At 68.8% G+C, this 25,423-nt stretch carries 18 protein-coding genes; 12 read left to right on the top strand and 6 right to left on the bottom strand.

Features of this window, described 5'->3' with window-relative positions:
- The first annotated feature begins 23 nt into the window (after window positions 1-23).
- Complete coding sequence (locus E0H92_RS35245) at window positions 24-1,514, top strand: class I SAM-dependent methyltransferase (RefSeq protein WP_238173734.1); 1,491 nt, start codon at window positions 24-26, stop codon at window positions 1,512-1,514.
- A gap of 256 nt (window positions 1,515-1,770) precedes the next feature.
- Here the strand turns inward: E0H92_RS35245 and E0H92_RS35240 are convergent, their stop codons facing one another.
- Genes E0H92_RS35240 through E0H92_RS35225 form a run of 5 tightly spaced genes read right to left on the bottom strand, consistent with a single transcriptional unit; the run spans window position 1,771 to window position 9,469 of the window.
- Window positions 1,771-3,918, bottom strand: a complete 2,148-nt coding sequence (locus tag E0H92_RS35240) for a glycosyltransferase (RefSeq protein ID WP_165550165.1) — start codon at window positions 3,916-3,918, stop codon at window positions 1,771-1,773.
- Window positions 3,915-5,597, bottom strand: a complete 1,683-nt coding sequence (locus E0H92_RS44420) for a hypothetical protein (protein WP_165550164.1) — start codon at window positions 5,595-5,597, stop codon at window positions 3,915-3,917. Before E0H92_RS44420 ends, E0H92_RS35240 begins: the two co-directional genes overlap by 4 nt.
- Window positions 5,590-6,408: a DNA replication complex GINS family protein gene (locus tag E0H92_RS35235; RefSeq protein ID WP_131466670.1), complete on the bottom strand. Its 819-nt coding sequence runs from the start codon at window positions 6,406-6,408 to the stop codon at window positions 5,590-5,592. Before E0H92_RS35235 ends, E0H92_RS44420 begins: the two co-directional genes overlap by 8 nt.
- Window positions 6,408-8,681, bottom strand: coding sequence for a glycosyltransferase family 2 protein (locus E0H92_RS35230; RefSeq protein ID WP_131499297.1), 2,274 nt, complete (start codon window positions 8,679-8,681; stop codon window positions 6,408-6,410). Before E0H92_RS35230 ends, E0H92_RS35235 begins: the two co-directional genes overlap by 1 nt.
- A gap of 35 nt (window positions 8,682-8,716) precedes the next feature.
- Complete coding sequence (locus E0H92_RS35225) at window positions 8,717-9,469, bottom strand: N-acetyltransferase (protein ID WP_131499296.1); 753 nt, start codon at window positions 9,467-9,469, stop codon at window positions 8,717-8,719.
- A 95-nt stretch (window positions 9,470-9,564) separates the two neighbouring features.
- Here E0H92_RS35225 and E0H92_RS35220 point away from each other — a divergent pair, with 95 nt between their 5' ends.
- A complete protein-coding gene (locus tag E0H92_RS35220) occupies window positions 9,565-11,793 on the top strand; it encodes a hypothetical protein (RefSeq protein ID WP_131499295.1) in 2,229 nt (742 codons plus the stop codon).
- On the opposite strand, the gene E0H92_RS35215 is transcribed toward E0H92_RS35220, so the two are convergent.
- Complete coding sequence (locus E0H92_RS35215) at window positions 11,786-12,802, bottom strand: PseG/SpsG family protein (RefSeq protein WP_131499294.1); 1,017 nt, start codon at window positions 12,800-12,802, stop codon at window positions 11,786-11,788. The two genes, E0H92_RS35220 and E0H92_RS35215, sit on opposite strands and share 8 nt — an antisense overlap.
- A gap of 134 nt (window positions 12,803-12,936) precedes the next feature.
- On the opposite strand from E0H92_RS35215, the gene pseB reads away from it, so the two are divergent.
- The 10 genes from pseB to E0H92_RS35165 all read left to right on the top strand — a co-directional run bounded on the left by pseB (window position 12,937) and on the right by E0H92_RS35165 (window position 25,368).
- Window positions 12,937-13,920, top strand: coding sequence for a UDP-N-acetylglucosamine 4,6-dehydratase (inverting) (gene pseB / locus E0H92_RS35210; RefSeq protein ID WP_131499293.1), 984 nt, complete (start codon window positions 12,937-12,939; stop codon window positions 13,918-13,920).
- A 1-nt stretch (window position 13,921) separates the two neighbouring features.
- On the top strand, window positions 13,922-15,046 hold the full coding sequence (locus tag E0H92_RS35205) for a DegT/DnrJ/EryC1/StrS family aminotransferase (RefSeq protein WP_202873990.1): 1,125 nt from the start codon (window positions 13,922-13,924) through the stop codon (window positions 15,044-15,046).
- A 10-nt stretch (window positions 15,047-15,056) separates the two neighbouring features.
- The gene (locus E0H92_RS35200; protein ID WP_238173733.1) at window positions 15,057-16,445 is read left to right on the top strand and encodes a hypothetical protein; all 1,389 of its coding nucleotides are present in this window, start codon (window positions 15,057-15,059) and stop codon (window positions 16,443-16,445) included.
- A complete protein-coding gene (locus E0H92_RS35195; protein ID WP_131499292.1) occupies window positions 16,445-17,260 on the top strand; it encodes a hypothetical protein in 816 nt (271 codons plus the stop codon). The genes E0H92_RS35200 and E0H92_RS35195 overlap by 1 nt, the downstream gene beginning before the upstream one ends.
- Window positions 17,257-17,997 carry a cytidylyltransferase domain-containing protein gene (locus E0H92_RS35190; protein WP_238173732.1) on the top strand — a complete coding sequence of 247 codons (741 nt, stop codon included), beginning with the start codon at window positions 17,257-17,259 and terminating at the stop codon, window positions 17,995-17,997. The genes E0H92_RS35195 and E0H92_RS35190 overlap by 4 nt, the downstream gene beginning before the upstream one ends.
- Window positions 17,998-18,035: 38 nt before the next feature.
- A complete protein-coding gene (locus E0H92_RS35185; protein WP_131466678.1) occupies window positions 18,036-18,872 on the top strand; it encodes a class I SAM-dependent methyltransferase in 837 nt (278 codons plus the stop codon).
- Window positions 18,873-18,952: 80 nt separating this feature from the next.
- The gene (locus E0H92_RS35180; RefSeq protein ID WP_131499291.1) at window positions 18,953-19,297 is read left to right on the top strand and encodes a DUF485 domain-containing protein; all 345 of its coding nucleotides are present in this window, start codon (window positions 18,953-18,955) and stop codon (window positions 19,295-19,297) included.
- On the top strand, window positions 19,294-20,934 hold the full coding sequence (locus E0H92_RS35175; RefSeq protein WP_131499290.1) for a solute symporter family protein: 1,641 nt from the start codon (window positions 19,294-19,296) through the stop codon (window positions 20,932-20,934). Before E0H92_RS35180 ends, E0H92_RS35175 begins: the two co-directional genes overlap by 4 nt.
- A 184-nt stretch (window positions 20,935-21,118) precedes the next feature.
- On the top strand, window positions 21,119-24,691 hold the full coding sequence (locus E0H92_RS35170) for a discoidin domain-containing protein (protein WP_131499289.1): 3,573 nt from the start codon (window positions 21,119-21,121) through the stop codon (window positions 24,689-24,691).
- Between the two features lie 164 nt (window positions 24,692-24,855).
- Complete coding sequence (locus tag E0H92_RS35165; protein WP_131499288.1) at window positions 24,856-25,368, top strand: hypothetical protein; 513 nt, start codon at window positions 24,856-24,858, stop codon at window positions 25,366-25,368.
- Window positions 25,369-25,423: the final 55 nt, after the last annotated feature.

The raw sequence follows: 25,423 nt of genomic DNA, 5'->3' as shown, positions 1-25,423 counted from the left end.
CAACGCAGGAAAGGTTGGCTTCCGTGGCCGAATACTTGCTGTTTCCGGGACGGCATCACGTCCTGACCCGGTTTCAGGGCGAGTTTCTCCAGCGGTTTGCGGATCGGACTGTGGTGTGGGCGGTGACGTCGGCGAATCATCGGACGACGAAGCGGAATCCGGTGGCGTTCGATCGGCGGGAGGCGGCGATCGAGCGGTTCAGTGTGGCGGAGGGGATTCGGTCGCTGGTGGTGGGGGTGGTCGACACGCCGCCGACGGACGAGTTCGCCGAGGTGACGGTGAAGGCGATCGAGGCCGGGACCGACGATCTCGTGCGGTTGACGCCGGAGAACACGGTCGTCGCCTGCTCGACGCCTGAGGTGAGCAAGCTGTACGAGCAGCTCGGGTACGCCGTGATCGGGGTGGAGCCCGAAGGTACGGCGCGCCCGTGGGACGTGCTGCTGATGATTGCTGCGGGCAACGAGCAGTGGAAGGAGCTCGCGCACCCGGCGACCGTGAACGTGTTCGAGCGCTACGCCCTGGACGCGCACGTCGCGCGCTGCGTGAACGACCCGGTGGTCGGCGACGACGGCGGGCTCACCACGACCCGCGACTACAAGACGTACGCCGACGCGTTCGAGACCGCCGCCGACCGGAAATGGCAGCAAATCAAGGCGTTTGTCCGCCCAGGCCGGATTCTCGACATCGGTTGCGCGACCGGCGCGACTCTGCAACTGGTCGATGCGGACCCGCGCTTTCACGAATCCGATCTGATCGGCGTGGAGGTCGCGCGGCACCTGTTCGCGGAATGCGAGCACAAGAAGGAACAGGGTCTGTTCAGCAACCCGAACGTCTACTTCTACCAGCGCAACATGCTCGGATCCGCCGTGTTCCCGCCGCGATCGATCGACACGACGCTGACGCTCGCGCTCACCCACGAGATCTGGTCGTACGCCGACGGTTCGCGGCCCGCCACGGTCCAGCGGTTCGCCGACGCGCTCGCCGCGCACACCGCCCCGAACGGTGTCTGGATCAACTCCGACGTCTGCGGCCCCGACGAGCCGGACCGTCCCGTCGTACTGCGCCTCGACGACAGCGACGGCGCGAACCCGTCCAGCGTTGCGGAACTCGAGGCGCTCGGCGACCCTGCGGCGTACGTCGGCAAGCTGTCCACGCGGGCGCGCTTCTTCCAGTTCGCCCACGACTTCCGGCGGAACGCTCGGGTGCCGTTCGAGTACGCCGTACGTGGGGACGGGCTGGTGCTGCGGCTCGCGGACGCGATGGACTTCCTCACCCGGAAGGACTACGTCGACAACTGGCTGAGCGAGACCCACGAACAGTTCTGCGGCCTGAACTTCGCCGGCTGGACCGCCGTCGCCGAACGCGCCGGCTTCACCATCGACCCGTCCTCAACTGCCTGGCGCAACGACTGGGTCATCGACCACCGCATCGCCCCGGTAGCCACCATCGCCACCCCCGACGGCGCCCCCATCGACTGGCCAGTCACCCACCAACTGCTGATCGCCCGCCGCTAACTCATTTGCTGGGTCAGCCAGCGAAATGAGGGGTTCCACACCCTGATCACGGGTAGCAAACCCCCGATTTGCCTGGCCCACCCACGAATTTGCCTGGCCTACCCACCAAATGCGATCGGCCTGCGGACGGTGGGACGAGGCGGGTGAGGGTGTGCAGGTCGACAGGAGGTGTCGCGACGGGTGTGGGGTGTCCACGCTCAGGTGAGCGGGGTTTTCGGCGTAGTGGGCGTATACGTACTGTCGAGCTGCCGGTCGGTTACGTGACTTCGAGGTGGAGGGTGCCGGCTAGGGGGCGGATGGTGAAGGTGTGGTGGGCTCGGCGGGTGGTCAGGGGTAGGCGGGTGGAGAGGAACGGTTCGCATTGGACCGCGTGGGACGTGCCGTCAGGGGCGGTGGCGAACAGGATCCACTCGGCCGGCTCCAGTGCGGCCATCTCCACCACGGCGGCCCAGCCGTCGTCCGAGACGGTACGTCGGCACGCGACGTCCACGTGGTCGTCGGAATCCGGTAGGTACCGCCGCCAACTGAAGTCGACGTCGCCCCAGTCCGGGCCGCGCACCACCAACATGTTGCCCGCGGCAACCGCTGCGGTGGCGGTCATCCGGATCGGGGACTCGTGCAGGTTCACGTACCCGCCGGTCGACCGGGTCAGCATCACCGCACGCCCGTTCTCGGCGTGTGAGACCAGGCGATCGCCGGCCGTCCACAGCAGCACCTGCTCCTGCCCCTCCGGCCCACGGACCCGGAACGCCCGCGTCGTTCGCTGGCTGAACGGGTCGTCCGGATTGATCTCCGCGAGGATCGGGCCGATCGGCAACCACGCGGTGAAGTCCCGGCCGTGCACCGTGAGCGGCACCGCCTCCTCACCACCCGCCAACGGCCGGCTCACGAACAACGACGGCTCGTCGAACGTCGACCGCCCGTGCAGCACCAGCGCGTCGGGCGTCTGCTCGACCGACGTCAACCGGCACGGATCCGTCAACCGCCGTACGGCGAACGCGCCGTCCTTGCCCGGACCGGGCTGGATCCAGTTCGTGCCGTCGATCCACGACCCCGGCGGCCACCCTGGACTACCGGCCTTCTGCCCGCGCAGCAGGTCCCGTCGCCGGATCCCGCCGACGCGGAGCCGTACGTCGAAGTGCGACGGACCGGCCGTGCACTTGGCGAGCAGTTCGCGACTGACGCGAACCTCGAACCCCACCAGGCTTTCCTCGCCGCGGAGGTCGGTCGCGGGACAGCGCCGTACCGGAAGCCGGTAGTTCTTGCCGGCGATCACCAGGCCGATCCGGAGGTTCGACGGCTTCGACTGCAGGTGGCGGATCTCGGCGGTGCCGCGGATCGACAGCTCGCCGTCGATCCAGTTCACCTCGCGCACGCTGGTCGCCATCGTCAGGTCGTCGTTGGTGAGCTGCAGGTGGTGCTGGGCCGCGTCCGGGTCGAGTGCGACCTTGTGCAGCAGTTCGAGATCGCCCGCTCGCAGGGCCGCGAACTGCAGCTGGGCGAGGCGTGGCGAGTTCGCCAGCACGGCCTCGTCGAGACGGTCGAGGAGCTCGGTGGTGAGCTCGACCAGGTGCTGCTCCTCCTCGGGCGGGACCGTGCCGAAGGCCGAAAGAATCGCGTGCAGGTCGATCTGCCGGAAATGCGCATGTACCCGATGCCGGATCGTCGGCAGTGCGTCCTCGATCTCGTCGAGCACCAGACCGGCCGAGACGACCCGGTCCCGGATGTTCGCGAGCTGGAACTTCTGTTGCGTGATCGAGTCGCCCGACTCGCGCTCGCGCCAGAAGTACACCGGCGCCGCGACGGTGTCGACGGTCACCGCGTCGAGATGCGCCTTCAGCGTGACCGGATAGTCCTCGTACCGGATCGCCGGGAACCGGTAGCCGTACTCGTCCCAGAACGACCGCCGGTACACCTTGTTCCACACCATCCGGTCCAGCACCAGCTGTGGCGTCTCGGAGATGTGCGTGGCCGGCCGGTCGGCGGTGAAGGCCTGTGCGTGCAACCACGACGGCCGTACGCCGTAACTGTTGTTGAACCGTCGCGCGTTGCCGGCCGCGAAGTCCGACCCGGTCTGGTCGAGCGACCGGATCAGCATCCCGAACCCGTGCCGGGTCACCAGATCGTCGCTGTCGACGAACGTGACGTACTCCCCCGACGCGTGCTCGACGCCGGTGTTCCGCGCCGGTCCGAGCCCGGCGTTCTGCTGCTCCACGATCCGGAACCGCGGATCCCGGAGGCAGAACTCCTTCGCGATCACGGCACTGTCGTCCGGTGAACCGTCGTCGACCAGGATCGCCTCGAAGTCACCGAAGGTCTGCCGCGCGATCGAGTCCAGGCAGTCCTCGATGTAGGCCCCGACGTTGTAGAACGGCACTACCACGCTGAGACGCGGCGTCGTCATCGCTTCCGGATCCGGCGGATGAGTTTGCGGGCGACCACCTTCGGCTTGCGGACCTGGGCGGCGTGGAAGATCACCCGGGAGACGGCGTACGTGCGGGATCCGCGGATCCGCTCGTGGGCAGTGGTCAGCCGCTGGAGCTGGCCGCGGAGTTCGCGTATGCGGTTCTCGCGGGTCTTCATCGCCTTGTTGCGGAAGCCGAGGGTGCGTTCCAGGCCGTAGACATGGCCCTTCAGTTCGAACAGCTCCTGCTTGGCCTCTTCGGCTTCGGCTAGGGCGGTGCGGACGTCGACCTTGGTTGTGGTTGTTTCCAGTGCGACGTCCAGTGCAGCGGCCAGGTCTTTGCCGCGGGCAACTTGTTCGGTGGTGGCGGGGAGGGAGTCGGGTGACGTGGCCTGGGTCTGTTCGGGGGCCTCGACGCCGGACATGCCGAGCCAGGCGGAGATGAGGTCGTCGCCCAGCATCCACGGTGGCCAGGGGTGGCGGCGGTGCTGGCCGATCAGGCGGTCGTGGAACCTCGCCCAGGCGGCGGCCAGTAGGTCCTCCTTCTCGACCGAGTCCTCGGCTACCCAGCCGGAGACGCCGTATGCGAAGGAGTCGCCGTCGTAGATCACGTCGTCCCATCGGACGATCACGCGAGAGGTTGTCACCCATTCGCCCAGGTCGGCGACCAGCTTGCGGAAAGCGGGCACGTCTTCGGCGGAGGCCAGGCGGAACAGCACACTCTCAACCGACACACCCGAGGGGACGGTGGCGGGGACAGCTGAGGGGTCGAAGGAGAGCGAGCCGACGCTGGTGGGTGTGGCGTCGGTGGGGATGGTGGTGTCCCAGCCGGTGAGGGTTTGGGTGGCGGTGAGGGTTGTGGTGGCGGTTTGGGCGTAGAGGTCGTGTGGGGGTTGGGCGCCGACGATGGCCAGCCAGCCAGTGGGGATTGCGGCGAGGAGGCCGGCTCGGGCGGCGGTGTCTACGCCCTCGGCGGCGGGGGACAGCAGCGGGACGTCGACCGTCTCGAGCGCGGCGCCGGCCAGGCGGGTGGCGAGTTCGCCGGGGCGGGCGGTGGCGGCGACGTCGGCCCGGACGAAGGTGCGGGAGCCGAAGTCGGCGTACACCTCGGACGCCCACGGAAGCGCGGACCTGAGCTGCTCGACCGACACCGGGCGGGTCGGGTCGTCATGCAGCGGACGCCACTCGTCGTCGCCGTGACGTTCGTCCGCGGGACGGCTGTCCAGCAGGTTGAGCAGCGAGAACTCGTTTTCCAGCCCGAGTACGACGACCGCGTCCGGAGCCGCCAACGCGGCAAGCGCGTCCAGACGCGCGGTCCACGACAGGTCGGCGCTGTCGTACCCCAGCACCCGATCGAGCCCGTCGGAAGCGATGATCACGTCGTACGGCTCCGTCTGCAGACCGTCCAGCGCACCGGCGATCACCTGCAGGCACGGCCCGAAATCGTCGCCCAACTGCTGCGCGTCCGCGACCGAGCGGACCAGGATCGTCACGTCCGAGGAGTGCGCGAGCACCGACTCGATCAGCTGCGGGGCATGCGGCCCGAGGATCAGCGTCCGCCGGTTGGCGGGTACGACGTCGGTCAGCAGCGCGGCAAGCGCCGGCCGCGGCGCCGTGCGATCGGTCCACGGCTGCATTTCCCCGCGGACCACCTGGACCCCAGAAGCCAGCTCAGACACGCTCTCTCCAATCGAACAGCGACCGCAGTTCCGCGGGCGGCATCATCCAGGGTTTGCCGAGCTCCAGGTCGGTGGTCGCCCGGGCCGCCTCGAGATCGACGGTCTTTCCGAGCATCTCCGGCCACAGCCGCTCGATCCGGCTTTGGCCGCCGAACAACGGGTTCTCGCCGTCCATCTCCATCGGGTCGCCGTACACCGCGGGCTCACAGCCGGCCGCGACGCCGTAGAAGATCGCGGTCGACAGCCGGTTGGCCGCGACCCGCTTGTGTTTGCGCAGCTCGGCCAGCTGCTTGAACAGGAACCGCCGGTCGGTGCCCTCGTACGAGAACCCGCGGCGCCCGAACGACACCACCCGGAACCCCGCGTCCTCGTAGAAGCCGCGCACCTCGGGCCTGTCGTATTCCGTGTAGTACAACGAGAAGGTGACCGGACCGGGCTCGGTCTCGCGGATCTCGTCGATCAGCCGCTGGTGGTCGCCGTGGATCTTGCCGCCCTCCCACCCGTGGAAGAGGAACCACAGCGTGCCCTCACGCTCGACGGGCTCGGCCTGCTCCAGCTCCTGCAGGTAAAGGAACGGCGCACCGATGCTGTGGTAGTTCCGCCGGCCGAGCGCATGCCCGCGACGTCGCGGCGCGTCGCTCCAGGTGAAGCGCCAGGCGCCGTCGTAGAACTCGTGTACCGGGTTCCAGCCGCAGCCGATGTTCCAGCCGTGCTGCAGGTAGCCCCGTAGCCGCGGCGGGTGGTCGAAGTCGAATCCGGCGTACCGGGACAGGATGTGCGTCTGACCGTAGTAATGGTTGTGGTGATGCATCAGCGCACCTCGACGTGCAGAGTGCCGGCATGGGGTCGGACAGCGAGTGCGTGCGACCCGTGAGTGATTGCCAACGGCAACCGGCTGCACAGGAACGGCTCGCACTGTACGGCGTGGGCCGCACCGTCAGGAGGGGTGGCGAACAGGATCCAGTCGGCCAGCGCGGCCAGCGGATCGACCGAGACCTGCACCGCGGTCACCGGAATCAAGGCATCCAAGGAAACCGTCGCGGACCAGCCGTCTGCGGTGCGGGTACGACGACATTCGACGTCGAGATGATCGTCGGAGTCGGCCAGGTACCGCCGCCAGCCGAACGCGACATCGCGACCCTCCGACCCGCGCACCGTCAACTCCCGACCGTCGGAAAACGCTGTAACTGCGGTCGTCCGGATCGGTGACTCGTGCAGGTTCACGTACCCGCCGGTCGAGCGGGTCAGCGTGACCACCCGGTCGTCGACGACCCGCGAGACCGCGGTGTCGCTCGCGGTCCACAGCAGCACGCGCTGCTGGCGCTCGGGCCCGCGGACCCGGAACACCCGGGTCGTCCGCTGGCCGAAGGGGTCGTCGTGGTTCGCGGCCGCGAGGATGTCCCGGACCGGCACCCGGGCGGTGAAGTCACGCCCGTCGATCTCCAACGGAACCTCTTCCTCACCGCCGACGACCGGCCGGCTCAGGTACAGCTCCGGCTCGTCGAACGAGGCCCGCCCGTGCAGCACCAGCTCGTCGCCCGACTGCTCGACCGCGGTCAACCGGCACGGATCGGTCAGCCGCCGCAGCGAGAACCAGCCGTACTTCCCCGGCCCCGGCTGAATCCAGTTCTCCGCGTCGATCCAAGCGCCAGGCGGCCAGCCGGGGCTCCCCGGGCCCTGTCCGCCGAGCATGCCCTTCCGCTCCCGCCGGCCCGACCGCATCCGCACCTCGAAATGCGCCGGTGCGCCCGTGCACAGGCCGAGCGTCTCCTGGTCGAGCAGCACCTCGAACCCGACGAGCGTCTTGTCCCCGTGCAGGTCCAGCGCGTCGTACCGGCGTACCTCCAGCGGGTACTTCGTCGTACCGACGGCCAGTGCGACCTCGAGGGTCGACGTACGCAGCGTCTCCAGGTGGCGGATCTCCGCGGTGCCCTTGACCGACAGCTTGCCGTCGATCCAGCCGACCTCGCGCACGCTGGTCGCGAGGGTCAGGTCCTGGTCGCGGAGCTTGTACAGCGCCTGAGGTACGGCGGGCTCGCCCAGGCCGGGGTAGTTGTACTCAAGCCGCCAGCCCCGCGGTACGGCGCGCGCCCCGCCGCGGAGACCGCCCGAGTTCCGGAAGGTCGCGAGCCGCCGGAGCAGCTCCACGTCGCCGGCCCGGAGCGCGGCGTGCTGGATCCGGTCGTACCGGTGGGTGGCAGCCAGAACGTCCTCGTCGAGCTGGTCGAGCAGCTCGCGGGACAGATCCACCAGGGCCTGCTCGTCCGCACTCGGGACCGAGCCGAATGCGGACATCAGCGTCAGTACGTCGATCTGCGCGAGATGCGCGTGCACCCGCCGGCGGACCACCGGTACGGCGTCCTCGACCAGGTCGACGACCATCCCGGCCGAGGTCACCCGGTCCCGGATGTTGCCGAGCTGGAACTTCTGCTGCGTGATCGACTCGCCGGACTCGCGCTCGCGCCAGTAGTAGACGGCCTGCGTGATCGTGTCCACGGTCACCGCGTCCAGATGTGCCTTGAGGGCGACCGGGTAGTCCTCGTACCGGATCGGGGGGAACGTGTAGCCGTTCTCGGTCCAGAACGACCGGCGGTAGACCTTGTTCCAGAGCATCCGGTCCAGGACCAGATCGGGGAACTCGGTGACGTGCGTCGCGTGCCGGACGCGCGCGAACGGCTGCTTGTGCAGCCACGACGGGCGGACGCCGAAGCTGTTGTTGAACCGCCGCGCGTTACCGCCGGCGATATCCGAACCGGTGCGATCCAGGGTCCGGACCAGCGCGGCGAACCCGTACCGCGAGACCAGGTCGTCGCCGTCGACGAACGCCAGGTACTCGCCGGTGGCCTCCCGGATGCCCGCGTCCCGGGCCGGACCGGGGCCCGCGTTGTCCTGCTGGATCAGCCGGAAGCGGGGGTCCCGGGCGCAGAACTCCTTGGCGACGACAGCACTGTCATCAGGCGAGCCGTCGTCGACGAGGATCGCCTCGAAGTCGGACCAGGCCTGCCGGGCGATCGAATCCAGGCAGTCCCCGAGGTACTCGCCGACGCCGTAGAAGGGCACCACAACGCTCAACCGCGGGGTCACTCCGGTGTGCCCTCCTCCGCGGTTGCTACGAATCTCTACGTAGCCGCAACGAGGTGGAGTGTCAGGAGGTTATGCACGGGTTCGAACCCGTAGCGGGACCAGACCCGCTGGATGCCGATCTGGTGGGCCTGGGCGGTGACGACCAGGCGTCGCGTCGTACAGACGTCCTCGATCGCGGCCAGCAGGTGGCCGTACCGGCCGCGGCCCTGCTCGGCGGGGACGACACCGGCCAGCTGGATCTCGGTCCACGACCGCTGCTCGTCGACGGCCGCCAGCGCCAGCACCCGCCGGTCCGGACCCCGCAGTACGACGGCGCCCGCGGCACCGATCCGCCGCCGGGCCCATTCCTGGCGCCCGGCCAGCGCCAGCGCCCGGTCGAAGATCGGGTTGGAGCAGTAGTGGTTGCCGGAGTCGCCGAAGACGTCCGCGACCAGGTCGTCCACCAGATCGTCGTCGACCTCGGGCTCGAGCTGCGCGGTGAAGCCGGCCAGCGGCGCGGGGCGCCGGCCCTTGCCGACCGGCAGCGCCCAGGCGGTGACGGCGTCGGCGAGCAGCGCCCGGCGCGGCCCGTCGGCCAGCGCGGCGAACCAGGTGGTCTCCCGCGCCGGGTAGCGCAGCACGATCACGTCCGCGGTCGACTTCTCGACGGCGGCCAGTACCTCCGCGAGCGGCGTACCGGCCGAGGCGGACACCGACATGCGGTCGATCGACACCCCGAACCGCTTCGCCGCGTCCACAGACGGCCGAATGGTCAGCTCACCGGCTTCGAGGGCGTCGTACCAACTCATAGGCCGCCGAGCTTAAAGCATCAAGGTAGATCGCGCTTCACTGGCAGCGACACGTTGCATTCGTAGCGCGACTGATTTCACATTAGTGTTACGGCATGCGCGCGAAAGCGAGGCGGCGGGGGCCGCGGACCGCGGGGCCTTCCCTTTCCGGTCTGCTGGCCGGGCTCGCGGTCGCGGTGCTGGCGATCGTGCTGCTCGCGCTGCATTCGACGGTCTTCGAACTGGCCCGGTTCGCGCTGTTCACGGTGGTCGCGGTGCTGCTTCCCGGGTTCGCGCTGTGGCGGCTGATCGGCGGGTACGGGCGCAACCTGGTCGAGGACCTCGCGGCCGGGTTCGCGGTCGGCACGGCAGGGCAGGTTCTGGTCTACCTCGCCAGTGCGTCGATCGGGCTGCAGGCGTGGTCGTGGGTGTGGGCGCCCGTGGTTCTGGTGATCGCCTTCGTGGACGGCGACGCGCGGGCCCGGGTGTGGCGGCGGGTCGAGCAGCCGTTGCGCCCCCTGCAGGCCTGGTTGCTCGCGGCGTCGACAGCGGCGGTGCTGCTGATCGTGTACCGGCGCGGTCCGGGACAGTTCCTGCCGGCGTACACCGATCCGCTGCGCGCGTATCCCGATCTCGCCTTCCAGCAGGCGCTGGCCGCCAGCGCGAAGTACGACGTACCGATCTCGACGTTGTGGCTCGGCGGCGAGCCGATGAGGTACCACACGTTCTTCCACCAGGCGACGGCCGCGACGCAGTGGGGGACGCGGATCGACCTGACCGATCTGATCCATTCGCTGAGCTGGCTGCCGTTGTTCCTCGCAGGGTGCGGGCTGGTGTTCGCGCTCACCAGCCGGCTGGCGCCGACCGCCGAGTCCGGTGCCACGTGGGCCGGACCGCTGGCGGTGTTCGTCGCCGGTCTCGGTGGGGCCGTGCAGCCGCTGGCCGGTTCCGGGCTGGGCGGGATCTCGACCGCGGTGGCGGCGTACCTGAGTCCGACGCAGAACCTCGGCGTCCTGATCGCGCTGGCGCTCTGCGTGGTGGCGGTGGACCTGCTGCGGGCCGACGGCAGGCCGCGCGGCCGGTGGGTGTTGCTGGTCCTGCTCGCGCTGATCGCGGCCGGGGCGAAGTCGACGATCCTGCCGTTGGTGGGTGCGGGCTTCGCGTTCGCGTTCCTGCAGTTGGGGTTGGCGCGGCGGAGTACCCGGCCCGCGTTTCTGGGTGGGCTGTTGTCGTTGACGGTGTTCGTGGCGGCGTTGATCGCGATCTTCGGCGGGAGCACGTGGGGGACGGAGATCAAGCCGTTCGAGACGTTCGTCCAGCTGGCGCCGTACCCGATGCTGATGGCGAACCCGCACGCCCAACTGTTGTCGGGGGCAACGACTCTGCTGAGTTGGGCGCTGGCCGCGTCGGGGCTGTTCTTCCTCGGCCGGAGGTGGCGGGACACCGGCGCGGTGTTCCTCGCCGGGGTCGCGGTCGCGGGTTTGCTGGGCACGGTGCTCACGACGCAGTCGGGCGTCAGTCAGCTGTACTTCCTGCGGACGGCCTTCCCGGTCATCGCCGTACTCGCGGCTGTCGGGCTGGCGAATCTGGTCGGGCGGCTCGGGGATCGACGGGCTGTGGTCCTCGTCGGCGTGGCCGGGGTGCTGGGTCTGGTCGCGTTCGCGATTGCTCGCTCGCAGTCCGCCTCGATGCCGGGCATCAGGGGTCCGTGGTTGTGGACGCTGGCTGCGGCAGGGGCCGTCGGGGTGCTGGTGGCGGTTGTTTGGAAGGTGGCGCGGCGACCGGGCAACTTCCTCGTCGCCTTGCTCGGGGGCGCGGTGGCGGCGTGCATGATCGGCGCGACTCTGGTGCCGTTGCAGGGGTTCGTGTCGGACAAGGCGTCGAGCTTGGTCTTCGCGCGGCCGTTCCGCGGTGGCGCGACAGCGGCCGAGGCCGGAGCGGCGCAGTGGCTGCGGCGGAACAGCAATCCCGGGGACCTGATCGCGACGAACGCGCATTGCATCATCCAGCGCGACGGTCTGTGCGACAGCCGGCACTTCTGGCTCGCCGCCCTGTCCGAGCGGCCGGTGCTGATCGAGGGCTGGTCGTACTCCAACCAGGCGAACCGGATCGCTCTCGCCAGCGACAGCAACCCGAGCCTCATCCCGTACTGGAACAGCGAGGAGCTCGCCGCGAACGACATCGCGTTCAAGGCGCCCACGCCGGCGGCGATCGAACGCCTGCGAGAGGCCGGAGTGCGCTGGCTGTACGCCGACCATCGCGCCGGCGAGGTGTCACCAGCGCTCCGCAACTACGTCCGCCTGAAGCACGCGACGCTGGACGCCACGATCTACGAACTCAGATGAGCTGCAGGAGGGCGTCGGCTACTCGTTCTCGGCCTCGGCCGTCGACCAGCTCCCAGCCGGCTCTCGCCAGTCGCCCGCGTTCGGCCGTGTCGGTGAGCAGACGTTTGAGCATCGGGACCGCTTCGGAGTTGTCTTGCTGCAGCACGCTCAACAGGCCGAGTCCCGCCGCCGCGCCGGTGTCGATGGCGCGCTCGTACCCCATCTCCTGGTTGTCGACCACGCACACCAGTCCCGCGGTCGCCCCGAGACACAGCAGTTCCCAGGTCGACGTACCGGATGCACTGATCGTCAGATCCGCCTCGCGCACGCGGGCCGCGAGCTCGGTCGTGGGTCCGATGACGTCGAGGTGCTGGTGCGATTGCAGCCCGACAGCAGCGAGCTTCGCGGCGAGATCCGCCCCGGGCGCGACCACGGTGGCCTCGAACGGCAGACCGGTCGCGGCCAGCGCACGAGCGACGTACGGACCGGCCCCGAAGGCATCCGTGCCGCCGAAGAACGCGAACACCTGCGGTACGGCGCTGCGCCTATCGCTGGGTGGCGCGGCGGGACGATGGTCGAGGATCTCGTCGCGGATCATCACGTACGGCAGGCCGGCGAGCCGGATCGAGTCCCGCGGCAGCGGCGGGTGGTCTAGCTCGGCGGCGAGGTTCTGGTCCACCAGCACGTCCGCCTCGGCGCCGCGGAGATCACCGTCGACGATCGCCAGCGTCGGCACACCGGTCGCGCGGACGGCTGTGTAGACCGCCGCGTCCAAGTCGTACGAGTCGAAGACCAGAGCGTCCAACCGGGCGACCAGCTCGACGTGCTCGGCCGGCCCCCAGACCGCGGGATGTACGGCGATCCCACGGGCCGCGATCTGCTCCGCGGCCCACGGCACGGTGTGCGCGTCACACACGAAAACGAGCTCGACGTCGCGGCGACGTACCTCCTCGGCCAGCGCCAGACAGCGCATCACATGACCGACGCCCCGGGACGGCCCCACATCACATCGCACCCCGACGCGTTTCACGGGGCCCAGCGTACGTTTGATCACGTTCCGCTGAGACGGTGGATTGAAGGGGTCCTTCAACGGGCAGCTATTGTTTCGAGGTCCGTACCGCGTGTGTGCGGTTCGGAACTGTCCGTCAGAAGGGTCCCGCTCGCGTGTCAATCCTTACCGGCTCCGACATCCTGGTCACCGGCGGTACCGGGTCGTTCGGCCGGTCGTTCGTGCGGCACGCGCTGAACCACCTGAACCCGCGACGGATCATCGTCTTCAGCCGCGACGAGCTGAAACAGTGGGAGGTCCGCCAGTCGTTCGGCGACGACCCGCGGCTGCGGTTCTTCCTCGGCGACGTCCGCGACCGGGCCCGGCTGCTGCGGGCCATGCACCGGGTCGACTACGTCGTCCACGCGGCCGCGCTGAAGCAGGTGGACAGCGGCGAGTACAACCCGTGGGAGTTCGTCCAGACCAACGTGATCGGGTCGCAGAACGTCATCGAGGCGGCCATCGACTCCGGCGTGAAGCGGGTCGTGGCGCTGTCCACGGACAAGGCGTCCAGCCCGATCAACCTGTACGGCGCGACCAAGCTGACCGCGGACAAGCTGTTCATCAACGGCAACCACTACGCGGCGGCGTACGACACCCGTTTCAGCGTCGTCCGGTACGGCAACGTGATGGGCAGCCGGGGCTCGATCATCCCGAAGTTCCGCGCGCTGCACGCGGCCGGCGAGTCGCTGCCGATCACCGACCTGCGCTGCACCCGGTTCCTGATCACGCTGCCGCAGGCGGTCGAGTTCGTGGTCGACTCGTTCGACCTGATGACCGGCGGCGAGCTGTACGTGCCGCGGATCCCGTCGATGAAGGTGACCGACCTGGCCGAGGCGATCGCGCCCGGCGCGACCATGCACGACGTCGGCCTGCGCCCGGGCGAGAAGCTGCACGAGGAGATGATCAGCCCGGAGGAAGGCCGCCGCGCGCTGTCCCTCGGCGACCGCTTCGTCCTGCAGCCCGACCTCGCCACCTGGGGCTACCAGCCGCCGACCGGCGGTGCGGCGGTGTCGGACGGCTTCCACTACGCGTCGGACACCAACGACCAGTGGTACTCGATCGAGGAGATCCGCAAGATCCTCGAGAGCGATTGCTGACGTGCTGCCGTACGGGCGCCAGTCGATCTCGGAGGAGGACATCGAGGCGGTCACCGCCGTACTGCGGGGCGACTGGCTGACCACCGGACCCGCGGTCACTGCCTTCGAGGACGCCATCTCCGAGCTCGCCGGCGGACACCGGGCAGTGAGCTGTACGTCGGGCACCGCGGCACTGCACATCGCGTACGCCGCTCTCGGGGTCGGCCCGGGCGACGAGGTCGTCACCACCCCCATGACCTTCGTCGCCACCGCCTCCTGCGCCGCGATGCTCGGCGCTCGCGTGATCTTCGCCGACATCGACTACGACACCGGCCTGATCGATCCGGCCGCCGCGGCCTCCTGCCTCTCCGAACGGACCAAGGTCGTCAGCGCAGTCGACTACGCGGGCCAAGCCGCCGACTACCCGGCACTTCAAACGCTGGCGGATCAGGTAGGCGCTCACACGGTGGCCGACGCGGCCCACTCCGTCGGCGGATCGGCCGGCGGCCGTCCGGTAGGCGACCTGGCCGACGTCACCACCATGTCCTTCTTCCCGACGAAGAACCTCACGACCGGCGAGGGCGGCGCGGTCGTCTGCAAGGACCCGGCTGTGGGGCAGCGGGCCCACGAGTTCCACTTCATCGGCCTGGTCCGGGATCCTTCGCGCTTCGAGCTCACGGACGAAGGACCGTGGCACCAGGAGGTTCACGAGTACGGCGTGAACTACCGCCTGACCGACCTGGGCGCCGCACTCGGGCTGTCCCAGCTGCGTCGGCTCGCGGAGTTCAAGCGCCGCCGGACCGAGATCACCGCCCGCTACAACGCGGCGTTCGCCGGAACCGACGGACTCCGTACGCCGGTGCAGCGCGCCGGGGTCGACCCGATGTGGCACCTGTACCCGATCCGCGTCCTCGACGGCCGCCGGCGCGAGGTCTTCGAGGCGATGCGCGCCGCGGGGATCGGCGTCCAGGTGAACTACATCCCGGTGTACTGGCACCCGGTCTTCGCCCACCAGGGCTACCAGCGCGGCCTCTGCCCGAACGCCGAGCGTTTCTACGCCGAAGAACTCTCCCTCCCCCTCTACCCGGACCTCACCGACAGTGAGGTCGACCGGGTGATCGAGACCCTCTTGAACTTGGTTGGTTAACGTGTCGGATGTGACCCGGTCGAACCTGATCGGCGGCGAGATGCTCAACTGGTCGGACCTGCACCCGGGCGACGCCCGTCCCGCGGCCGCCGGACCCGCAGCCACGGCACTCCTGGCCGCCGCCCTCCAGCCCGACGACGCCGTCCTGATCGCCGGCCCGCACGCCGCCGATCTGATCACGGCTGCCGCCGCGCAGGTCACGTCGGTCGACCTCCTGCTCCGCTCGGCGCCCGACGCCGAGGAACTCGCCGAACTCCTGACCGAGACGAAGGGCCAGGTCCACTGCGGCTCCCTCGACCGATTCGCGGCGCAGGACGGGAGCGAGACGTACGACGTGATCGTGGCGCTGGACGGACTGGAACGGCTGGTCGGGCCTGACACGGCGAACTTCCCGTGGGCGGAGGCGCTGGACCGGCTACGCGTGCGGCTCCGGCCGGGCGGACGGCTGTTCCTCGGCGCCACCAACTCCTTCGGTTTCGAGCGACTGATCCAGCCGGACATCACCGCAGCCCTCCCACGCGACGAGGACTGGGGCCGCGCAGTCGAGGACAGAGCGCCGGCAGGTCTCAAACCCCTCCGCTCTGCTCTGAACACCTCCGACCTTCAGACCTTTGCCGTCTTCCCGTCGCTTGTGCAGGCTGATGTTGCGGTTACCTCGGTTGACGGGTTCGCGGCTGTTGTCGCGGCGCGGGCTGTTGCTGCGCGCAACGAAGGTCCGGTGTTGATGGACCCGTACCGGGTCGTGCTGGATGCGGCCGCGGCCGGGTTGGCCTTCGAGCTGGCGCCGGCCTGGTACTTCGTGATCGGCGCCGACGCACCTGCTGTACTGCCTGCAGGTGTGGTGCCCGAGGGCGCAGGCGTTCTGTTGGAGGAGCACCTCCTGGCGGCCCTGCGCTGTGATGATCAGGCAGAGCTCCGGCGGGTGGTCCCGGCGTACGTGGCGTGGCTGGGGACGGGCGGTGCCGGCTCGCCCGACAACGTGATCGTGGACGGGACGTCGTACCGGCTGTTCGGGGAGTCGCAAGAGCTGGATGTGGTGGAGCATCTGGCGCGGTTTGCTCGGCGGGCCCTGGAAAGTGGCTCGCGGCAGCCGTGGCCTGCGGCGGGCGACCCGCACGCGTTGACCGCGCGGCTCGCGGCGATGGCCGGGATCACCGTGCCGGAGCAGGAGTTCGCGCCGGACGAGGTCGTCCGCCCGCGCGGCAGCGCCGAGCAGTTGACCACCGTCGCCCGGCTCGCCGACGAACTCGCCCATGCGAGCGCCCGCGCGATCCTGTTCGAAGGCACCGTCAGCGGCATCCGACGCTCACTCCCCTATCGCGTCGGCCACGCCGTACTCAACCCGGCCCGCGTGATCCGCCGCCGCCTGAAGCGGGTGCTGCGGAAGGTCCGCCGCTGATGCACCACGCCAACCACTTCTACGGGCACGCCAACATCATGGCGACGTACGCCGGACTCCCGAAACCGCCGCGGATCTGGGGCTACCTGCAGCACGGCTGGAACATCCTCGACGGTTTCGCGCACGGCACGAACTTCGCGCCCGGGATGCCGAAGTTCGTCTGGTCGGACAGCGTCCGCCGCCGCGGCCACGCCCTCGGCCTGCGCAACTACTCGGTGATCGGCTCGGTCTGGCTGTACCTGCTGAAGACCCATCCGGAGCTGGCCACGCGAGAGAAACGGGCCAAAGGCACCATTTTCTACCCGTTCCACGGCTGGGAAGGCCAGCACGTCCTCGGCGACCACGCCCGGATCGTTGCCTCGATCAACGAGCACGAGACCGGCCCGGTGACCGTCTGCCTGTACTGGAACGAGTTCGACAAGCCGGCCATCCGGAACGTCTACGAAAACGCCGGATTCCGGGTCATCACGCACGGCTACCGCGGCCTGCACTGGCGCAAGACCGACGCCAAGTTCCTGGTCAAGCAGCTGCGCGAGCTCCGCAAGCACGAGCGGGTCGCCTCCAACCGGCTCAGCTCCGCCGTTCTGTACGGCGCCTCGCTCGGACTCGGGGCAGGGGTCTACGGTGATCCCATGGTGCTGGAGAACGAGCACCCGTCGTTCGGCGGACAGGCGCGGATCAAGCGGCTGTGGCCGGAGATGGACCAGCCGTACGTCCCGCCGGCGGTCGCCCGTGAGTTCACCGACACCGAACTGGGCGTCGACCACGTCGCCGGACCCGCAGAAATCCGGGAGATGTTCCGATGGAACCCGTGACACCAGCACTGAAGATCGGCATCGTCACGCAGGTCCGCGTGACCAGCACCCGACTGCCGGCCAAGGTGCTGCTGACCGTCGGCGGCCGCTCGTACCTCGAGCACCACCTCGACCGGCTGAGCCGGACCGGCCTGCCGGTGATCGTCGCGACCACCACGAACTTCAACGACAACCTGGTCGAGAAGCTCTGCGAGGAAGACGGGTTCCCGGTGTTCCGCGGCAGCGAGGACGACGTCCTCAGCCGGTTCGCCGGCGCCGCCCGCGAGCACGACCTGGACGCCATCGTCCGGGTCACCTCGGACTGCCCGCTGATCGATCCGGAGATCGTTGCCGCGGGCGTCGATCGGTGGCGCGCCGAGAACGACCCCGACCTCTACATCTCGAACTGCCTCGAGCGCACCTACCCGCGCGGCATGGACTTCGAGATCTTCTCCACCGCCCGGTTGTACGACGCGGAGGCGAACGCCACCCTCACCGCGGACCGCGAGCACGTCACTCCGTACCTGCACCAGAACCGGTCCGGCGCGATGCGGCTGCTGAACCTGCCGTGGTCCGGAGGCGGAGCACAGTACCGGCTGACCCTGGACACCGCGGACGACTGGAAGTTGCTCGACGCCCTCATCGAGGACTTCGGCGCGAGCACGCTCGGCTGTGCCGAACTGGTCGCGATTCTGGACGAGCACCCGGAGCTGTCCGCGCTGAACGCGCACATCGAACAGAAGAAACTCGGCGAGTAACAGGTTTCATGCCGTGCGCTACGGCATGATTTACCGTGATGACCACCAATGATCCGGCCGGGGACTCCGCCGCTGCCCCGGACAACGGCGCGCACGCCGCGCGGGCCAAGTCGTTCGGCGCCGTCGCGGCGGCGTACGACGTGGGCCGGCCGACGTTCCCGGTCGAGGCGCTGACCTGGATCCTGGGCCCGGGCCGTGGTCTGCAGGTGCTCGACCTGGGCGCCGGCACCGGCAAGCTCGCCGCGGTCGCCGCGAGCCTCGGGCACGACGTGATCGCCGTCGACCCGTCGCAGGAGATGCTCGAGGTCTGCCGCCGGCGACCGGGGATCGACACGATGGTCGGGGCCGCGGAGTCGATCCCGCTCGCGCACGCCTCGGTGGACGCGGTGATCGTCGGGCAGGCCTTCCACTGGTTCGACCACGCCCGCGCGCTGCCGGAGATCGCCCGGGTACTGCGCCCGAATGGCGTCCTCGGCCTGCTCTGGAACAACGCCGACACCGTGGTCCCGTGGGTCCGCCGGATCTTCCAGGTGCTGCAAGGTGACGGCTTCGGAGGGACCGACCGGTTCGACCCGGTGCCGATCATCGAACAGTCGAACCTGTTCACGCTGCTGGAGAGCGGCCGGTTCCGGCACTGGCACGACCTGAACCGCGACGGGTTGCGGCAGCTGGCCCAGTCGCACTCGCGGGTCGCCGTACTGAAGGACACCCGGCGTGATCAGGTCCTGGATCAGATCGACCTGATCTACGAGCACACCGCACGGCCGCCCGAGGCGCTGCGGATGCCGTACTTCACCGACTGCTTCCGGGCCCACCCCAGCGAGTTCGCGAACTACCGCCGTACGGTCGACGGCCCGGTCGCCCCGCATCTGTAGAAACATTTTGGTTGCGGAAGGTCACAAACAGGCGACTTGCGGCTAACGTGCACCTGTTCGTGTCCAGTGAAGGGGAACTCATGGACGAGGAAGTGGTGCGCGAGCGGGACGCCCGCGCCTATGAGGCGGTGCACGACGCGGCCGACTTCAAGGAACTGAAGCGGCGGTACAAGAACTTCGTCGTACCGTGGACGATCGCCTTCATGGCGTGGTACCTCGCGTATGTCGCCTGCAACAACTGGGCCCGCGGGTTCATGGACCACCGGATCGGCGGCAGCCACATCAACGTCGCGCTGGTCTTCGGCCTGTTGCAGTTCGTGTCGACGTTCGTGATCGCGGCGCTGTACGGCCGGTTCGCCAACCGCAAGCTCGATCCGCTGGCCCACGGCCTGAACGCCAAGTACAAGAGGGAGCGCCGCCGGTGAACGTCCTTCTCGTCCCGCTGGCCACCGAGCCCGGCAACCGGACACTGACGATCTCGCTGTTCACCGCCGTCGTCGCCGTGACGCTGTACATCACCTGGTGGGCGTCCCGGCAGAACAAGACCGCGGCCGACTACTACGCCGGCGGCCGCTCGTTCAGCGGCGCGCAGAACGGCCTGGCGGTGGCCGGCGACTACATGTCCGCGGCATCGTTCCTGGGCATTTCCGGCCAGATCGCCCTCTACGGGTACGACGGTTTCCTCTACTCGATCGGCTTCCTGGTGGCCTGGCTGGTCGCACTGCTGCTGGTCGCCGAGCTGCTGCGGAACTCGGGCCGCTTCACGATGGCCGACCAGCTCGCGTTCCGGATGAAGCAGCGACCGGTTCGTACGGCGGCCGCGACCTCGACGATCGTGGTCTCGATCTTCTACCTGCTGGCCCAGATGGTCGGCGCCGGTTCGCTGGTCGGACTGCTGCTGGGTGTGAAGAGCGAGGGCCTGAAGGCCGCCGTGATCGTGCTCGTCGGCGCGCTGATGATCGTCTACGTGACGATCGGCGGCATGAAGGGCACCACCTGGGTGCAGATCGTCAAGGCCGTCCTGCTGATGGCGGGCACCGTGGTGATCACGTTCCTGGTGCTGCTGAAGTTCAACTTCAACCTCTCCGAGCTGCTCGGCTCGGCCGCCGCCAAGTCCGGAAAGGGCGAGGAGTTCCTGCAGCCGGGCCTGCTGTACGGCAAGGACCTCACCGGCCAGATCGACTTCCTGTCCCTCGGCCTCGCGCTGGTCCTCGGTACGGCGGGGTTGCCGCACATCCTGATCCGCTTCTACACGGTGCCGGACTCGCGGTCCGCGCGGCGCTCGGTGCAGTGGGCGATCGGCCTGATCGGCGTGTTCTACCTGATGACGCTGGCCCTCGGGTTCGGCGCCGCGGCGCTGCTGGACACCGCCAAGGGCTCCGCGGTCGAGACGTCGAAGGGCAACGTGGCTTCACCACTACTGGCTGAAGCCGTCGGAGGCGGGGCCGGCTCGACCGGCGGTGCGATCCTGCTCGCGCTGATCGCGGCGGTCGCCTTCGCCACCATCCTCGCGGTGGTGGCCGGGCTGACGTTGACCTCGGCATCGTCGTTCGCGCACGACCTGTACGCGAACGTCATCTCGAAGACGAAGCCGACCGAAAAGCAGGAGCTGCGGGTCGCGCGGTTCGCCGCGATCGGGATCGGCGCGGTGGCGATCGGGCTGGCGATCCCGGCACAGAAGCTGAACATCGCGTTCCTGGTCGCGCTGGCGTTCGCGGTCGCGGCCTCGGCGAACCTGCCGGCGCTGCTGTTCAACCTGTTCTGGAAGCGGTTCAACACCTCGGGCGCGGTCTGGAGCATCTACGGCGGCCTCATCTCGGCCGTCGTGCTGGTGGTCTTCTCGCCGGTGGTGTCCGGCAACGGCGACAAGTCGATGATCACCGGCGCGGACTTCCACTGGTTCCCGCTGTCGAACCCGGGCATCGTGTCGATCCCGCTGGGCTTCCTGTTCGGCGTGCTCGGGACGTACCTCGGCCGGGACAAGTCGAGCGAGACCCGCTACAGCGAACTCTCGGTCCGCGCCCTCACCGGCGCCGGCGCGGAGGGTGCCGCCAAGCACTGACGCAGTACACCCAAGGGCCGGCTCGCATTCATTGCGAGCCGGCCCTTCGCTGTCACGAACCGTTGACGCACGGTTGACGGTGCCGTAACAATGAGCCAATCGCCGCGCAAGAATTGAGCAAGCCTACGAAACTTTTGGACTCTCAGGCGGCGGTTCTTCCTGTCCCGCCCACCAGGAGAGGCCCATGCGAATCCCGAAATGGCGGTTGCTGACCGCCTTGCTGGCCGCGAGTCTCGCGGCGGCCCCACTCGCCCGCCCGGCGCCCGCCGCGCAGGCCGCCGTACTCGCCGGTCCCAATCTCGCCGCCGGCAAGGCCGCCTCGGCCAGTAGCAGCACCCAGAGCTATGCCGCGCCGAACGTGACCGACGGCAACCAGAGCACCTACTGGGAGAGCGCGAACAACGCGTTCCCGCAGTGGGTCCAGGTCGATCTCGGTACGTCGGTCGCGACCAACCAGGTCGTGCTGAAGCTGCCGACCGCGAACTGGGGCGCCCGCGACCAGACCTTCGCCGTTCAGGGCAGCACCGACGGGCAGAACTTCACCGACCTGTCCGCGTCCGCGGCGCGCACGTTCAGCCCGCCGACCAACACGGTGACCGTCGACTACGGCACCGCCACCACGCGGTACGTCCGGATCCGGATCACCGCCAACACCGGCTGGCCGGCCGGACAACTCTCCGAACTCGAGGTCTACGGACCGGCGACCGGTGACACCCAGGCTCCTACCGCCCCGGGCAGCCTGGCCTTCACCGAGCCCGGCGCCGGGCAGATCAAACTCACCTGGGCCGCCTCGACCGACAACGTCGGCGTCACCGGGTACGACGTCTACGCGAACGGGCAGCTGCGCACGAGCCTGACCGGGCTCACGTACACGGACAATCAGCCGGCCAACGTGTCGGTGTCGTACTTCGTCCGAGCGAAGGATGCTGCCGGCAACCAGTCGCCGAACAGCAACACGGTCACCCGCAACGGTAGCGGCGGTCCGGGCAGCAACCTGGCGCTGCACAAGCCGATCACGGCGTCCGGGTCCACGTTCACCTATGTCCCGGAGAACGCGAACGACGACAACGTGACGACGTACTGGGAAGGCAACGCCAACCCGGCCACGCTCACCACGCAGCTCGGCGCGAACGCCGACCTCAGCTCGATCGTGGTGCGGCTCAACCCGGATCCGGTGTGGGGCCCGCGAACGCAGACGTTCTCGATCCTCGGACGCGAGCAGAGTGCGTCCGGATTCACCACGATCGTTGGTTCGGCCACCTATTCCTTCGATCCGGCGAGCGGCAACAGCGTGACCATCCCCGTCAGCGCGCGCGTGGCCGACGTACGGCTGAACTTCACCGGGAACACCGGCGCACCGGCCGGGCAGGTCGCTGAGCTGCAGGTGCTCGGCGTACCGGCGCCGAACCCGGATCTCACGCTCTCGAACGTCACGTGGACGCCCACGTCACCGGTCGAGACGGACGCGATCACGGTCCGCGCGACGGTGAACAACGGCGGTACGGCGGGGTCCGCGGCGACCGACGTGAACTTCTACCTCGGCACGGCCAAGGTCGGTACGGCGGCGGTCGGCGCGCTCGCGGCCGGGGCGTCGACGACGGTCAGCGCCACGATCGGGACACGCGACGCGGGCTCGTACGCCTTGAGCGCCAAGGTCGACGAGGGCGGCTCGGTGATCGAGCAGAACGACGGGAACAACACGGCGGCCGCTTCCGGCCCGCTCGTGGTGACGCCGGTGGCGAGCTCGGACCTGGTCGCCGCCGCGGTCAACTGGACGCCCGGAAATCCGTCGGCCGGAAATTCCGTCGCGTTTTCCGTGTCGCTGAAGAACCAAGGCAGTGTCGCCTCTGCGTCTGGTGCGCACGGGATCACGCTGACGGTGCTGAACGGGTCGTCCGTGGTGACGACGCTGACCGGTTCGTACAACGGCTCGATCGCCGCCGGCGTGACCACGCCAGCTGTTGCTCTCGGCAACTGGACGGCCGCGAACGGGCGCTACACCGTGCGTGTGGTGCTGGCCGAGGACGCCAACGAGCTGCCGGTGAAGCGGTCGAACAACACCAGTGAGCGGCCGTTCTTCGTCGGACGCGGCGCGAACATGCCCTACGACCACCTCGAGGCGGAAGACGCCGCGGTCGGCGGCGGCGCGTCCGTGATCGGGCCCAACCGCACCATCGGCGACCTGGCCGGCGAGGCCTCCGGGCGGCGCGCGGTCACCCTCGGCGCGAACGGCGCGTACGTCGAGTTCACCACCCGCGCCAGCACGAATACGCTCGTCACCCGGTTCTCGATGCCGGACTCGTCGGGCGGCGGCGGGCAGACGTCGTCGATCAGCGTGTACGTGAACGGCAGCTTCGCGAAGACGTTGCCACTGACCTCGAAGTACGCCTGGCTGTACGGCGCGGAGGCCTCGCCGAACAACTCACCGGGGTCGGGTCCGGCGCGGCACATCTACGACGAGGCCAACCTGATGCTCGGCCAGACCTACCCGGCCGGGACGAAGATCCGGCTGCAGAAGGATCCGGCGAACAGCCTGACGTACACGATCGACTTCCTCGACACCGAGGCCGCGACACCGGTCCCGAACCCCGGCGCGGGATTCGTCACGCCGGCCGGCTTCAGCCACCAGGACGTGCAGAACGCGCTCGACCAGGTACGGCAGGACAGCAACCTGCAGGGCGTGTACCTGCCGGCCGGTGACTACGACACGTCGTCGAAGTTCCAGGTGTACGGCAAGGCGGTCAAGGTCGTCGGGGCCGGTCCGTGGTTCACCCGGTTCCACGCGCCGACCACGCAGGACAACACCGACGTCGGGTTCCGGTCCGAGGCGTCCGCGAACGGGTCGACGTTCAGCGGGTTCGCGTACTTCGGCAACTACACGTCGCGGATCGACGGTCCCGGGAAGGTGTTCGACTTCTCCGGTACGGCGAACATGACCATCGACAACATCTGGGTCGAGCACATGGTCTGCCTGTACTGGGGTTCGAACACCGACAGCTCGACGATCAAGAACTCGCGGATCCGGGACACGTTTGCCGACGGCATCAACATGACCAACGGGTCGGCCGGCAACACCGTCAGCAACAACGACGCGCGGTCGACGGGTGACGACAGCTTCGCGCTGTTCAACGCCACCGACAACGGCGGCGGCGAGGTCCGGGACAACGTGTTCGAGAACCTGTCCGCAACGCTGACCTGGCGGGCCGCCGGGTTCGCGGTGTACGGCGGAACGAACAACATCTTCCGGAACCTGTACGCCGCGGACATGCTCACCTACCCCGGGATCACGATCAGTTCGCTGGACTTCGGGATCCCGATGAACGGGTTCGGGGCGACGCCGCCGACACAGTTCCAGAACGTTTCCGTCGTACGTTCCGGCGGGCATTTCTGGGGCAACCAGGCGTTCCCCGCGGTGTGGGTCTTCTCGGCGTCGAAGATCTTCCAGGGCATCCGCGTCAGCGATCTGGACATCGTCGATCCGACGTACAGCGGCATCATGTTCCAGACCAACTATGTCGGCGGCCAGCCGCAGTTCCCGGTCGCGGACACCGTCTTCACCAACACGACCATCTCCGGCGCCCAGAAATCCGGCGACGCCCTCGACGCCAAGTCCGGCTTCGGCATCTGGGCCAACGAACTCCCAGAACCCGGCCAAGGCCCCGCCGTAGGCTCGGTCACCTTCAACAACCTAACCCTCACCAACAACACCAAAGACATCCAAAACACCACCACAACCTTCACCATCAACCGCAACTAACCCCATCCCAGGGGCCGCCACCCCCGGCGGCCCCTGGGCCACAACCCCTTGTTTCACACACTTCTGATCTGCCCCACACTGCCCCGAGATGCCCCGGTGTCACACCCACCAACCCGTCACCCCACGTGTGAAGCTCAACCCTTGCCACCCACCAAGGCGAGGAAATGCCAATCCACGTATTCGTCGACGAAACCAAGTCCCGGGGCCTCCTGATGGCCGCCGCCCGCTGCCCAGCCGGCGACGTAGCCGTCAACCGAAAGTCGCTCCGAGCCCTCCTCCTACCAGGCCAGGAACGCCTGCACTTCAACCACGAGACCGATGCTCGGCGTAAGCAGATTCTCGGCGTGGTGGCCGAGTCTCATCCGGTGGTGGACCTCTACCGCGCCGACCGGGATACGTTGGCGGGCCGCACGCGTTGCCTGCAAGCGATCGTGCGCGATGTCGCGGGCACGGCGGAGCGCTTGGTGATCGAGCGAGAGGAGTCGAGCTACGACCACGACCGCCGCACTCTGCATGCCGCGGTCCTCCAACGCAGGTGCTACGACCTGAGCTGGGCGCTCATCGCCCCCAAGCTCGACCCGCTGCTGTGGATGCCTGATGCGGTGGCGTGGGCCTGGGCTCGCGGCGGGCTGTGGCGACAGCGGGTCGCGCAGTTCTGCGAGGAACGCGAGCTCTGAAACGCGAGACCCGGCTCGTCCACCGTCCGGTGAGCTGCCGGGTCCACTTCAGGGG

The organism is Kribbella speibonae (assembly GCF_004331375.1).
Lineage (GTDB): Bacteria > Actinomycetota > Actinomycetes > Propionibacteriales > Kribbellaceae > Kribbella > Kribbella sindirgiensis.
Note: the sequence above shows the minus strand (reverse complement) of the source record. Positions and strands in the feature narration are given on the sequence as shown.

Excerpts from the sequence above, each read along its gene's own strand:
- E0H92_RS35180 (WP_131499291.1), top strand. The coding sequence starts at position 18,953 with ATGGACGAGGAAGTGGTGCGCGAGCGGGACGCCCGCGCCTATGAGGCG.
- E0H92_RS35185 (WP_131466678.1), top strand. The coding sequence starts at position 18,036 with ATGACCACCAATGATCCGGCCGGGGACTCCGCCGCTGCCCCGGACAAC.
- E0H92_RS35240 (WP_165550165.1), bottom strand. The coding sequence starts at position 3,918 with ATGACGACGCCGCGTCTCAGCGTGGTAGTGCCGTTCTACAACGTCGGG.
- E0H92_RS35225 (WP_131499296.1), bottom strand. The coding sequence starts at position 9,469 with ATGAGTTGGTACGACGCCCTCGAAGCCGGTGAGCTGACCATTCGGCCG.
- E0H92_RS35170 (WP_131499289.1), top strand. The coding sequence starts at position 21,119 with ATGCGAATCCCGAAATGGCGGTTGCTGACCGCCTTGCTGGCCGCGAGT.
- E0H92_RS35165 (WP_131499288.1), top strand. The coding sequence starts at position 24,856 with ATGCCAATCCACGTATTCGTCGACGAAACCAAGTCCCGGGGCCTCCTG.
- E0H92_RS35220 (WP_131499295.1), top strand. The coding sequence starts at position 9,565 with ATGCGCGCGAAAGCGAGGCGGCGGGGGCCGCGGACCGCGGGGCCTTCC.
- E0H92_RS35195 (WP_131499292.1), top strand. The coding sequence starts at position 16,445 with ATGCACCACGCCAACCACTTCTACGGGCACGCCAACATCATGGCGACG.
- E0H92_RS35235 (WP_131466670.1), bottom strand. The coding sequence starts at position 6,408 with ATGCATCACCACAACCATTACTACGGTCAGACGCACATCCTGTCCCGG.